Annotated in this window: 12 protein-coding genes; 8 read left to right on the top strand and 4 right to left on the bottom strand. The window is 65.4% G+C overall.

Annotation, left to right across the window (positions count from 1 at the left end; all coding sequences use genetic code 11):
• Nucleotides 1–259: 259 nt before the first annotated feature.
• Entirely contained in the window at nt 260–1,909 is a 1,650-nt protein-coding gene (locus CGS25_RS18315; RefSeq protein ID WP_101676341.1) for a trypsin-like serine protease, read from the top strand.
• On the opposite strand, the gene CGS25_RS18310 is transcribed toward CGS25_RS18315, so the two are convergent.
• Together CGS25_RS18310 and CGS25_RS18305 are read right to left on the bottom strand one after the other, a co-directional pair.
• Complete coding sequence (locus CGS25_RS18310) at nt 1,906–2,394, bottom strand: MaoC family dehydratase (RefSeq protein ID WP_198588853.1); 489 nt, start codon at nt 2,392–2,394, stop codon at nt 1,906–1,908. The genes CGS25_RS18315 and CGS25_RS18310 overlap by 4 nt on opposite strands.
• Before the next feature lie 268 nt (nt 2,395–2,662).
• A complete protein-coding gene (locus CGS25_RS18305) occupies nt 2,663–4,390 on the bottom strand; it encodes an FAD-dependent monooxygenase (RefSeq protein ID WP_101676340.1) in 1,728 nt (575 codons plus the stop codon).
• A 44-nt stretch (nt 4,391–4,434) separates the two neighbouring features.
• Between CGS25_RS18305 and CGS25_RS18300 the strand changes: the two genes are divergently transcribed.
• On the top strand, nt 4,435–4,800 hold the full coding sequence (locus tag CGS25_RS18300; protein WP_101676339.1) for a cupin domain-containing protein: 366 nt from the start codon (nt 4,435–4,437) through the stop codon (nt 4,798–4,800).
• Nucleotides 4,797–5,888: a DNA polymerase IV gene (gene dinB, locus CGS25_RS18295; RefSeq protein WP_101676338.1), complete on the top strand. Its 1,092-nt coding sequence runs from the start codon at nt 4,797–4,799 to the stop codon at nt 5,886–5,888. The genes CGS25_RS18300 and dinB overlap by 4 nt, the downstream gene beginning before the upstream one ends.
• On the opposite strand, the gene CGS25_RS18290 is transcribed toward dinB, so the two are convergent.
• Nucleotides 5,865–6,104, bottom strand: coding sequence for a hypothetical protein (locus CGS25_RS18290; RefSeq protein ID WP_089032821.1), 240 nt, complete (start codon nt 6,102–6,104; stop codon nt 5,865–5,867). The genes dinB and CGS25_RS18290 overlap by 24 nt on opposite strands.
• A gap of 438 nt (nt 6,105–6,542) precedes the next feature.
• On the opposite strand from CGS25_RS18290, the gene ppnN reads away from it, so the two are divergent.
• On the top strand, nt 6,543–7,907 hold the full coding sequence (gene ppnN, locus CGS25_RS18285; RefSeq protein ID WP_101676337.1) for a nucleotide 5'-monophosphate nucleosidase PpnN: 1,365 nt from the start codon (nt 6,543–6,545) through the stop codon (nt 7,905–7,907).
• Nucleotides 7,908–7,996: 89 nt separating this feature from the next.
• On the opposite strand, the gene CGS25_RS18280 is transcribed toward ppnN, so the two are convergent.
• Nucleotides 7,997–8,767 (bottom strand): 3-hydroxyacyl-CoA dehydrogenase, encoded by a 771-nt coding sequence (locus CGS25_RS18280; RefSeq protein ID WP_101676336.1) that lies wholly within the window; start codon nt 8,765–8,767, stop codon nt 7,997–7,999.
• A 237-nt stretch (nt 8,768–9,004) separates the two neighbouring features.
• Between CGS25_RS18280 and egtB the strand changes: the two genes are divergently transcribed.
• The 4 genes from egtB to CGS25_RS18260 all read left to right on the top strand — a co-directional run bounded on the left by egtB (nt 9,005) and on the right by CGS25_RS18260 (nt 12,568).
• The gene (egtB, locus tag CGS25_RS18275) at nt 9,005–10,315 is read left to right on the top strand and encodes an ergothioneine biosynthesis protein EgtB (RefSeq protein WP_101676335.1); all 1,311 of its coding nucleotides are present in this window, start codon (nt 9,005–9,007) and stop codon (nt 10,313–10,315) included.
• Complete coding sequence (egtD, locus tag CGS25_RS18270) at nt 10,287–11,261, top strand: L-histidine N(alpha)-methyltransferase (protein ID WP_101676334.1); 975 nt, start codon at nt 10,287–10,289, stop codon at nt 11,259–11,261. Before egtB ends, egtD begins: the two co-directional genes overlap by 29 nt.
• A 109-nt stretch (nt 11,262–11,370) precedes the next feature.
• Entirely contained in the window at nt 11,371–11,898 is a 528-nt protein-coding gene (locus CGS25_RS18265) for an acyl-CoA thioesterase (RefSeq protein WP_089032826.1), read from the top strand.
• A 169-nt stretch (nt 11,899–12,067) separates the two neighbouring features.
• Nucleotides 12,068–12,568, top strand: a complete 501-nt coding sequence (locus CGS25_RS18260) for a DUF1289 domain-containing protein (RefSeq protein WP_089034553.1) — start codon at nt 12,068–12,070, stop codon at nt 12,566–12,568.
• The last annotated feature ends 104 nt before the right edge of the window (nt 12,569–12,672 follow it).

Below are 12,672 nucleotides of genomic sequence, written 5' to 3'. Positions count from 1 at the left end.
GCAGGCGCCTTGCCTCGCCTTCGGCTCGGTTCGCGGTCGGGGACCGCTCTCACGGTCATTGCTCTTGCAGGACACCATGGAATCTCCCACAGCGGCGCTGTAGCCCTATTTGTTTCTCGCCCAGAAACAAGGCCCACCCGGTCTGCCCCGTGCTGCCCCCGGTTCCATCCTGGTAACGTCCGCCCCATGCAAAGCGCTTGCAGCCCACCCGCTTTTCCGCTATTCCGAAAAGAACGATAAAAAAGGGATTCGGGGATCGATGAACAAAACCACCATGGCGATGCTGCTGGCGCTGGCCGCGCCTGTCGCCGCCCAGCAGGCCACGCCTTTTATCATTGGCGGCGAGGAAGCCTCCATGCAGTGGCCGTGGGCGGCGCTGATCGACATCAGCGGCCCCGCCGGCGGCCTGTGTTCCGGTATGCAACTCTCGCCCAACTGGGTGCTCACCGCCGCCCACTGTATGTTCGCCGAAGACTCCCAGCTGCGCGCTAACGCCAGCGAGATCGGCGTGGTCCTGGGCAGTGCGCCGCTGAGTTTCGCGCTGCTGCGCCCCATTGAAGACTATTGGATTCCCAGCGCCTATCAGGCGTTTGGCGACTATCACGATGGCAACGACATCGCGCTGATTAAACTCGCCGAGCGGGCCAACAACGGCGACTTCCCCAGCATCGTCGACAGCGCCAGCCAGGCCGAGCTGGAAAGCCGTAACGCCAGCGGCCGCGACGAAGCCCTGACCGCCATCGGCTGGGGCGTGACACAAAGCGGCGGCGACACCATCCCTGGCACTCTGCAACAGGTGGCGCTGGATTACGTGCCCTTCTCCACCTGCAACCAGGCCTGGAACAACCAGCTCGACGGCCCCACCATGCTGTGCGCCGCCGAGCTCAACCCGGTGCAAGGCCAACGCCAGGACACCTGCTCCGGCGACAGCGGCGGCCCACTGTTTATCGGCGAAGACAAATACCCCTATGTGGTCGGCCTGACCAGCTTTGGCGAGCCGCAATGCGCAGGCAGCCGGCCCACCGTCTACACCCGCCTGATCAGCCAGGTGGGGTTCATCGAGCAGGCCTCGCTGAGCGGCGGCGATCCGCTGGTGGACGCATCGCTGATCGACGTCGAACCGCGCCTCTATGCGCCCACCGGCGTTGCCATCGACGTGCCGGTGGCGGTAAAGAACGCCAGCGTCACCAACACCGTCATCAAGCCCCGGGTGGGCGGTGCCAGCTCCAACGACCGCATCCGTTACGATTTTCAATGGGGGGATTGCGACGGTTCGCTGTCCAGCGGCTGCCAGCCGGTGGACAGCCTGGCGGCCGGCGCACAGACCGACATCGGCATCGTGCATGTCACCGCCCAGGGTGAATTCCACGCCAGCCCGACCCTGGTGCTGAGCACCGAACAGCCCGATTACCGCCCGCTCAATAACCGCCGCCCGGTGACCCTGGTGTTTTCCGACCGCCCCGACCTGAGCGTGACCGGCCAGCTCACCGACATTGGCTACCGCGGCGACGCCGGCGAGGCGACGCTCACCGTCACGGTAAGCAACCCTTCCACCGTGGCCGACGCCGACGCCGTGTTCCTGGATCTGGCGCTGCCGGTGAACACCACCCTGAGCAGCAGCTCGCTGCCCTGCGACACCTCATGCTCGCTGGGCACCCTGGTCAGCGGCGCCAGCCGCACGCTGACCTTCACGCTCAGCAACAGCGCCCCGCAAACCGGTCAGGTGCGCGTGCAGGTCAGCGACACCAACGGCGGCGACTTCCCCGACGACAACAACCTTTACGTCGCCACCCTGAGCTATCCGCCACGCCCACCCGCGAGCAGCGGAGGCGGCGGCGGAGGCATCGCTCCCTGGCTGTTGGTGGTTCTCGCCGCCGGCCTGTGGCGGCGCTCGACGCAGCCAGGCTAAGCGGCTTCGCCGGGCTCGCGCCGTGCGATCAGGTTCATGGCGGTGAGCGTGGCCACCACCTCGTCGTTTTGATTGATCGCCTCGAGCCGTGAATGCACCAGGCCACGATCAGGCTTGGAGCGCGACAACCGGGTCTCGACGGTGCTCACTCGCAGCCGCAACTGGTCACCGGGACGCACCGGCACCCGCCAACGCACCTCGTCCACCCCCGGCGACGCCAGGCTCGCCACCGACGTCACGTAATGATCCACATACAGCCGCATCATCAGCCCCACGGTGTGCCAGCCGCTGGCGATCAGGCCGTTAAACGGCCCCCGCGCCGCGGCGTCCGGGTCGATGTGAATGCTCTGTGGATCGAACCGCCGCGCGAACTCAATCAGCTCGTTCTCCTCCACCTCGATGGGCCCGAATTGGTATTCGGCGCCCTTGTGGTAATCCTCGAAATAGCGCTGATCCCTGGGCGTATCGAATTGAGACAGGTTCATGCTGATTCTCCTTCGCAAACGTCACCGGCTCTGGCGGCGCGAACGTCATCGTTCCCCCTGGCCAACCGCGGGTCAACCGATAACCACACCCGCGGCGCAAGCCTGTGCTACAGCGCCCCTGTGGGAGCGGTCCCCGACCGCGAACCGAGCCGGAGGCGAGGCGGGCCCGGCAACATCGATTCGCGGTCAAGGACCGCTCCCACACCAGAATCCAACCCCGGCGCGAGCCTGTTGTTCCCTTCAACTTGTTCCCCCGCCCCCACTGCGATCACCGCCCAGGCGCATCGCTGCGGAACAGCCGCTCCAGATAGGTAAGCAGATAGTCGGCGTCGGTGAGCGGCGCGCGATAACCGAGATAGCCATCCGGACGCATCAGCCAGAGCCGGCCGCCGTCGCCGTAGGTCTGCTCGAACTGATCGTTTTCGTCGTACCACAAATGCACCCGCGCGCCGATCCGATCGACCGCGTCGGTTTCGAATGCCTGGCGGCCGATCACGGTGATGCGCAGTTCATCCAGATATTCGTCGGGCAGCCGCGAAAGCAAGGCGTGCAGAATCACCCGCGAACGGTGGTCGGTCTCTTCACCAAGCTGCACCAGCAAATGATGCACTGGTTGCTTCAACAGCGCGTGCACCCGCCGCTCACCGCCGTCGCGTTGTGACAGCAAGGTGGCATCGGGCATCCGGTCACCGGGCAGGGGCCCCTGGCGGCGCCAGCCGAGGGCGGCGTCCGGGCCGGCGTCGACCAGCGGTGATTGTCGATAGTCCACGTCAAGCTGGCTGGCACGGCGCAGGATGCGGCGGCCCAGCTGCGGGCGATTGCCGGCGAACCGCAGCAGCGAATCACGGGCGCCGCGCAGCACCCGCGCGCGCACCAGCGACGCCCGCGATAACGCGTCCACGCCGCGCAGCATCTCCTCGGCCACCGGCCGGCGCTCCTGGTGGTAGCTGTCCAGCAACGCCCCACCACCGCGCCCGCGGCAAAACAGCACCAGTTTCCAGGCCAGGTTGAAGGCGTCGGCGATGCCGGTGTTCATGCCCTGCGCCCCGATCGGGCTCTGCACATGGCAGGCGTCGCCGGCGAGCAGAATCCGGTTGCGTCGATAATGGCTGACCAGCCGTCGCTGGATCGCGAAATGGCTGATCCAGTGCGGCTCGGAGAGCGTCTGTGGCTCACCGAACGCCTCGTTGAGGCGCTCGTGCAGCAGCGTCATGTCCGGTACGTCGGCGCCGCCGGTCTCGCCACCGGCGGCGGCAGCGTCTTCGTCCTCGTCCTCGTCCTCGGTAAGGTCGTCCAGGGTGGCGATCAAACGCCAACCCTGGGGCAGTGGCAGGGCCATCAGTGTGCCGCCGGCCAGCAGGAAACCGTGGAAACGGTCCCGGGGCAGATCGGTTTGCCAGTCCAGGTCGGCGAGCACGAAACGCTCGCGGGCGTCGTCGCCGTGGCCGGTGAACGGCAAACCGAGCAATTCGCGCACCCGCGAGTGGGCGCCGTCGGCACCCACCATCAGCAGGGCGCTGACCGTCACTTCGCCGTCCTCACGGCGCACCCGGGCACGAACACCGGCGCCATCCTGCTCGAAATCGAGCAGCTCGGCGCCGCGCCAGATGTCGCCGCCCAGCAACCGGAAACGCTCTTCAAGCACCGCCTCCAGGCGGTTCTGCGGGCAGCAAAGCAATTCCGGAAACGGCGTGTTCAACTCGCTCAGATCCAGGCTCAACAAGGGCGGCTTATCGCCGCGCACGCCGTCGCCGTGAATGTCGATGGCATGATAAGCGATCGATTCCCGGCGCACCGGCTCGAGCAGATTCATGGCGTCGAGAATTTCCAGGCTGCGCGCGTGCAGGCTCAGCCCGCGCGACCACGGCTGCGGCTCGGCGCGCTGTTCGATCAACCGGCAGGAGACCCCGCTGCGCAGCAAATTGATGCCCAGCACCAGGCCGGTGGGCCCGGCGCCGATGATCAGAACTTTGGGTTGCCGTGATCCCGTCATCATCGCCACGATGCTACCATTGGCTGAGACAGGCGCTGGTTGAGACTATGAAAACCCGTCATGGGCAAGTGACTCCTTACATCACGAAAGATGGCACCGAAATCCGCGAGCTGATGCACCCGGCGGTGCACGGTGCGCTTGGCGCGCGCCGACAATCCCTGGCCGAGGCGCGATTGCCGCCCGGGGCACGCAGCCTGCCGCATCGCCACGGCAACAGCGAGGAAATCTATCATATCAGCGCCGGCGCCGGGCGCATGATGCTGGCCGGCGACTGGTTCGACATCGCCGCCGGCGACACCGTGGTGATTCCACCGGGCACCGACCATGGCCTGCACAATACCGGCCAGCACACCCTGGTGGTGATCTGTGCCTGCTCGCCGCCCTACGACCACGACGACACGGCCCTGCTGTGAAGATCATCCATGTCGATTGCGACTGCTTTTACGCCGCCGTGGAAGTGCGCGATGACCCGCGCCTGCGCGGCCGGCCGGTGGCGGTGGGCGGCGACCCCAACCGGCGCGGCGTGATCGCCACCTGCAACTACCCGGCGCGGGAATTCGGCGTGCGCTCGGCGATGGCCTCGTCCCAGGCATTGCGGCTGTGCCCGGAGCTGGTGATCCTGCCGCCGGATTTCGACAAATACCGGCGCGTCTCGGGCCAGATCCAGGAGATCTTCCGTTCCTTCACGCCCCTGATCGAGCCGCTCTCTCTGGACGAAGCCTTTCTCGACGTCACCGACACGCCCTTGCACAGCAACAGCGCCACCCGCATCGCCGAGGCGATCCGCCAGCGGGTGCGCGAGCAACTGCGCATTACCGTCTCCGCCGGCGTCGCCCCCAACAAGTTTCTTGCCAAGGTAGCCAGCGACTGGCGCAAGCCTGACGGCCTGTTCGTGGTGACCCCGGATCAGGTTGAAGCCTTTGTCGCCGCCCTGCCGGTGAAGCGCATCTCCGGGGTCGGCCGCGTCACCGAAGACAAGCTCACCGCCCTGGGCATTCACACCTGCGGCGACCTGCAACGCCTGGGCCGCACCGAGCTGGCCCGTCATTTTGGCAGCTTTGGCGAGCGGCTCTACCACCTGGCGCGCGGCGAGGATGATCGCCAGGTGCAGACCAGCCGGCGGCGCAAATCGGTGAGCGTGGAAAGAACCTACCATGAGGACAAGCGCACCCTGTCGGAATGGCAGCGCGAGCTGGACGACTTGCTGGAAAAACTGGAACAGCGGGTGGCGCGGCTGGACGCGCACTACGTGATTCAAGGGCTGACCGTGAAAGTGCGTTACAACGATTTCCGCATCGTCAGCGCCGACACCACCGGCTCACGCCTGCAGCGCGAACCGTTCGCGCGGCTCCTGGAGCAGCTTTGGGAAAAGCGCGCCGACCCGGCCCGGCTGCTCGGCCTGGGGGTCAAACTGCGCGATCTGAAAAGCCCGCAGCAGCCGGATCTGTTTCCCGACGAGCGCGACGCCGCCCTGCGCTCACAGCGTGCGGGCGAACTCTGAAGGCGCCATCGGCTGACGCAAACGCGCGTACAAGTCCGTGCTCACCAGGCCATCCACGATCTCGCGCCCGCGCCGGCGCACCGGCTCAATCTGCGACGCCAGGTAACCGTCCACCACCGCGAGCCGCTCGGCGCACTCACTGAGCGCCGCCGGGCAGGGGTTGCGATCCGCCTCGCGCACGGCGTTATCCAAATCGTTCAAATACTTGAGCAACATGCCAGACTCCGTTGGCCAGCCTCGGTACCGGGCCGCCACACACCAGACTATGACCCGGACATGACCACTTCGTGACCCGCCGGCCCCACACCCTCCATCTTGCCCCGGCCACCGCCAATTAGCATCGGGCAAACCGACCGGCGGTGATGAAATGATGTAAAACAAGTCGATACGGATGCAGCGCCAGCCGGGGCCGGTCTGGATTGTACTGTTTTTGTGGGAGCGGTCCTTGACCGCGAATCGGCGCTGCCAGGCTGCTCCTCGCCTTCGGCTCGGTTCGCGGTCAAGGACCGCTCCCACATAAGATCAAAGGATGTCGCTGGCATGGCGGAATGCTTAGTGTCGAAGAGGCGCGGGCACGGCTTCATCGCCCGGTAGACCTCAACCGCGCTGTATCCTGTATCCTGCATCCTGCATTTGTATTCGCATAGGAATTCTATGACCGCCAAGGTATCCACCATCGTTGCCCCGGAAGGCAGCCTGGAAGTGCTCAGCCAACAGGAAGTCGAGCGTTTGCGCGACACCTCTGGCAAGGGCCTGCACGATTTGCTGCGCCGCTGCGCGCTGGCCGTGCTCAATGCCGGCACCCCCACCGACGACAGCCGCCAAGTGCTGGAGACCTACAAGGATTTTGATATCCAGGTGATCCAGGAAGACCGCGGGCTGATGCTTAAGCTGGACAACGCCCCCGCCGGCGCCTTCGTGGACGGCCGCATGATTCGCGGTATCCGCGAGCACCTGTCGGCGGTGCTGCGCGACATCGTCTACGTGGCCAATGAGATTCAACACGGCGGGCGCTTCGATCTGGACAGCGGCGAGGGCATTACCAACGCGGTGTTCCATATCCTGCGCAACGCCGGCGTTCTGCACGCCGGCGAGCTGCCCAACCTGGTGGTGTGCTGGGGCGGGCATTCCATTTCCCGCGAGGAATACGATTACGCCAAGAGCGTGGGCTACCAACTGGGCCTGCGCCATCTGGACATCTGCACCGGCTGCGGCCCCGGCGCCATGAAAGGGCCCATGAAAGGCGCCCACGTGGCGCACGCCAAACAACGCCGCCGCCAGGGCCGTTATCTGGGCATTTCCGAGCCGGGCATCATCGCCGCCGAGGCGCCCAACCCGATCGTCAACGAGCTGGTGATCATGCCGGACATCGAGAAACGGCTGGAAAGTTTCCTGCGCGTGGCGCACGGCATTCTGGTGTTCCCCGGCGGCGTTGGCACCACCGAGGAAATTCTCTATCTGCTTGGCGTGTTGCTGCACCCGGACAACCAGGACATTCCCCTACCGGTGGTGTTCACCGGGCCGGCCAGCAGCGCCGACTACTTTCGCCAGGTGGACCGCTTCATCCGCTACGCACTGGGCGACGCCGCCGCCGAACGTTATCGGATCATCATCGACGACCCGGAAGCGGTGGCCCTGGCCATGCGCGACGGCGTGCAAGCGCTCACCCAGTTCCGCCGCGATCACGACGATGCCTTCTACTTCAACTGGCGCCTGACCGTGCCGTTCGATTTCCAACGCCCGTTCGTGCCCAGCCACGAGCACATGGCGGCGCTCACCCTGCGCACCGATCTGCCGGTGCACGATCTCGCCGCCAACCTGCGCCGGGCGTTCTCCGGCATCGTCGCCGGCAACGTCAAGGAGGCCGGTATCCGCGCCATCGATGAGCACGGCCCCTACCGCCTCAGCGCCGAACCCGGCCTGATGGCGCAAATGGACACCCTGCTGCAAGCGTTCGTCGCCCAGAACCGCATGAAACTCCCCGGCAGTCATTACGAGCCGTGTTACGTGCTGGAGTAGCCGCAAAGCTGCAAGCCGCAAGCCGCAAGCTTCAAGCCACCACCGGGGAGCCTCTAGCTTGTAGCTTGAAGCTTGAAGCTTGAAGCTGATCACCGCGGCTGCATGCGAATGCCGCCGTCCAGCCGGATGGTTTCGCCGTTCAGGAAGGTGTTTTCCACCATGTGGCAAACCATGGCGGCGTATTCCGGGGGGTTGCCGAGGCGTTTCGGGAACTGGGTCATTTCGATCAGCGGCAGTTTTACCTTATCCGGGGCGGCGTTCATCAGCGGCGTGTTGAAGATGCCCGGGGCAATGGTGTTGCAGCGGATGCCCAGCGGCGCCAGGTCGCGGGCAATTGGCAGGGTCATGCCGACCACGCCGCCCTTGGTGGCAGCATAGGCCACCTGGCCGACCTGACCATCGAAGGCCGCCACCGAGGCGGTATTGACGATCAGGCCACGCTCGTTATCGTCACCCGGTTCGTTTTCGGCCATCACCGCGGCGGCCAGGCGCGCCACGTTAAAGGTGCCGATCAGGTTGATCTGAACCACGGTGGAAAACACACCCAGGTCATGGGGTTTGTTGTCCCGCCCCACGGTTTTCATCGCCGAGCCCACGCCCGCGCAATTCACGCAGATATGAATCGCCCCGAACTTGCCTTTGCTGGCGTCGATGGCCGCTTTCACCGAGGCTTCGTCGGTAACGTCGGTGGCCACGAACCCGGCGGCGTCGCCCAGCCGGGCGGCGGCTTCCAGGCCACGCTCCTGGTCCCGGTCGAGAATCATCACCCGCGCGCCCTTGGCGACCAGTGCCTCGGCGGTGGCCAGGCCCAGCCCGGAGGCGCCACCGGTGATCACGGCCACTTTACCTGCGATATCCATTCTGTCTCCTTAACGGTCTGAATCGACGATCCAGGTTCGCCACCCGATGGCGGCCAACTCGAAACGGTTAAAAAACGAAAAAACATGCCCACCCGCGGGCCGGCAACCATGGCGTCTTTATCGCGGTCGGTGCATGTTGGGGCAAACCAGTATACCAGTGCAGGGAGGCATGGCATTGTTACTTCCGTTCAGCGCCAGCTTCACTCTGGTCAAGGGCCACTCCACCCAGGAACGCCTATGCATCAACTCGATCCACAATCCGCCGCCCCGCCCCTGCTCGCGCGTCTGCTCACGACCCGGGCTTTCAGCGAGCAGTTGTGTGAACCGCTGACGGCGGAGGACATGGGCCTGCAGGCGTGCCCCGAAGTCAGCCCGCCACGCTGGCATCTGGCGCACACCACCTGGTTCTTCGAGACGTTTATTCTTAAGCCCCACCAGCGCGCCTACCGACCGTTCGACGAACGTTTCGAGTATCTGTTCAACAGCTACTACAACGGCATCGGCGCCCAGTATCCCCGCCCTCAGCGTCACTTGCTGTCGCGCCCGGGCAACCAGGAGGTGCTGCGCTGGCGCCGCCAGGTGGACGACGCCCTCGCCGAGCTGTTAAGCCACCCCGACCACGACCCGCTGATCGACGCTTTGGTGGCACTGGGCATTGAACACGAACAACAGCACCAGGAGCTGTTGATCACCGATTTGAAACACAGTTTTTCTTACAATCCGCTGTGGCCGGTGTACCAGCCCCGCGACGACGACGAACGCCCGGCCCCGGAATTCCGTTGGCACGAATACTCGGGCGGGCTGGTGGAAACCGGCGCCGACGGCGCGGCGTTTTGCTTTGATAATGAAACGCCCCGCCACCGGGTGTGGTTGGACCCTTACGCCCTGGCCAGCCGGCCGGCCACCTGCGCGGAATTTTTTGCGTTTATTGAAGACGGCGGCTACCAGCGCCCGGAACTGTGGCTGTCCGACGGCTGGGACTGGGTGCGCCAAAGCGGCGCGCGGGCGCCGCTCTACTGGCTGCTCGACGACGGCGCGCCGCACTATTACACCCTGGCCGGCCGCCAGCCGATCCGCTTCCAGGAGCCGGTCGCCCATCTCAACTATTTCGAAGCGGATGCCTATGCGCGCTGGTGCGGCCTGCGCCTGCCCACCGAGGCCGAATGGGAACACGCCGCCGCCGGCCAGCCGGTGCAGGGCGGCTTTATCGACAACCGGCGCTATCACCCACAGGTGGCGCCAGCCGGCCGCGACGCGCCGGCGCAACTGTTCGGCGACGTCTGGGAATGGACCGCCAGCGCCTATCTGCCCTACCCCGGGTTCGCCCCCGCCGGGGGCGCCGTGGGCGAATACAACGGCAAATTCATGAACGGCCAGATGGTGCTGCGTGGCGGCTCCTGCGCCAGCAGCCAGGCGCACCTGCGCGCCAGTTACCGTAATTTCTTCCAGCCCCACCTGCGCTGGCAATTCAGCGGCGTGCGTTTGGCCAGAACCCTAGACCCCAACCGGGAGAGCAGCCGTGGCCCAACCCCAACAATTATTGCCTAACCTGACTTTCCTGGACCTGTTCCCACCCGCCGCCGACACCGCTCGGGAAGTGGCGGCGTCCTTGTCGGCGCCGCGCCCCACCCTGGACCCGAAATATTTCTACGACGAACGGGGCTCGGAGCTGTTCGACGCCATTACCCGCACCCCGGAGTACTATCCCACCCGCACCGAAGCCGCGCTGCTGCGCGACAACGCCGCCGCCATGGCCGCCGAACTGGGCCCGGACCTGGTGATCGTCGAACCCGGCGCCGGCGGCTGCGACAAGGTGCGCATTCTGCTGGATCGCTGGCACCCCAGTGGCTACATGCCCTTGGAGATTTCCCGGGAATGTCTGCTCGACGCCACCCACCGCCTGGCACCCCGCTACCCGGACGTGCATTTCAATGCGGTGTGCGCCGACTATTCCCAGGCGCTGGCGTTCCCCGGCGACGACCAGGGCCGCGCCCGGCTGGTTTTTTTCCCAGGCTCCACCATCGGTAACTTCGAGCCCGCCGCCCGCGAGCGCTTCCTGACTGGCCTGCGCGGGCTCGCCGGCGACAACGGCTACCTGTTGATCGGCGCCGACCTGCAAAAAGACCCGATCCTGCTCAACGCCGCCTACAACGACAGCGCCGGCCACACCGCCGCCTTCAACCTGAATGCCCTGCAGCACCTCAATGAACGGCTGCAATGCGGTTTCGAGATCGATGCTTTCGACCACCAGGCGTTCTACAACGAAGACCTGTGCCGGGTGGAAATGCACCTGCGCTGCCATCGCGCGCAAACGCTGAACGTAGCCGGACAGCGCATCGAGCTGGCCGCCGGCACCCGCATACACACCGAGAATTCCTACAAATTCACCGTCGAAAGTTTCTCCCGGGATCTGCTCACCGCCGGCTTCGCCCCGGTCTCCAGCTGGGTGGACGACGACAACCTGTTCAGCATCCATCTGGCTCGGGCGGCCTGAGGGGAGCGCCCGACATCGCAACACCGATTCCGGTTCACCTTGTGTCCTTGTATCCTGCAGGCTGTATCGCGCCGGTCCGCCGGCGCCTCTGGGGGAAGGAAGTCACCGCATGTTGGAATTGATCAGCGCCGCTCGGCGGCGCAAACGCCCACCCACGCATCAACTGTTCGATCCGGTGAGCCTGGATTTCCGCGTCGGCCTGTTCGACGTGGATCTCAACCTGCAACTCAGCACTGGCAAATACGTGCGCATCATGGACCGCTGCCGCCTGGAACACGCGGTGCTCACCGGCCTGCTCAATCGCATGGTCCGCTCACGCACCAATACCGTGGTCGCCAACACCGAAATCGCCTACATCCGCGAGCTGCGCCCCTATCAGCGTTTCCAGGTGCACACCCGGGTGCTCGGCTGGGACGACAAATACACCTATTACGACCAGCGCTTCGAATCCCAGCGCAAGCTCCACACCCACGCCCTGCACCGGCTGGCGCACCTGTACGGCGGCAAATCGATCAGCCCGCCGGATTTCCAGGCAATGACCGGCCTCAACCAGCTCTCACCGCCGCTGCCCGATTACGTGGAAGACTGGAAAACCCTGCTGCACAGCAAACGCCGGCTCACCGAGGAACAGGACTAGACGCGAAACGGCGGCAACAGGGAACCGCCTGAAGGGAACAGGCGGCGCCGGCGTGGCCCGTCACCCAGGCACGGCACGCCCGGCGCTGTTCCCCGGTATCAGACTTTTTTCTCTCTTTCCGGGCCCGCGTCCCTTCACCCGCTTCCCCGCTTACCGCTACAATCCGGGCATGGCTAAATCCCGCATTGGCACTCCCTGCATTGGCGTCTGTTCCACCGTGTTTGGCGATTCGGTGTGCCGTGGGTGCCGCCGGTTCAGCCACGAAGTGGTGGACTGGAACGCCTACACCGACGAACAGAAACGCATCGTCTGGCGCCGCCTGGACGAGCTGCTCGCCCTGGTGGTGGGCAACTATTTTCAAGTTACCCACGCCGCCCGGCTGGCTGAACAACTGGATTACCAGAACCTGCGCTACCAGACCCAGCTCTCGCCGCCCGGCTGGGTTCCCGACCTGCTCAAGGCCGCCGGTCGCCAGCGCCTGGACTATCACCAGTTTGGTCTGAATCCGCTGCCCGCCGCCGCCGGCCTCACCCCGCGCGAGCTCTACGACCGCATCAGCGCCGAATGTTACGCCCTGGGTCGCGCCCACTACGACCGCTCCTTCGCCCGCCCGGTGGGCACCACCGGCGAACTGATCCTGCGCGCCGCGCAAGAGAAAGGGCTGATTTAAGGCGGCGTTGTGGATACCCGTTGGCACGCTTACACGCTAAACCGGTGCCCCCTGCCCTTCGACAACGCCGCTGTGGGAGCGGTCCCCGACCGCGAACCGAGCCG

It is taken from the genome of Alloalcanivorax mobilis (assembly GCF_002864685.1).
Classification (GTDB): Bacteria; Pseudomonadota; Gammaproteobacteria; order Pseudomonadales; family Alcanivoracaceae; genus Alloalcanivorax; species Alloalcanivorax mobilis.
The sequence above is the reverse complement of the archived record's forward strand: the minus strand, read 5'-3'. Positions and strand labels throughout refer to the sequence as shown.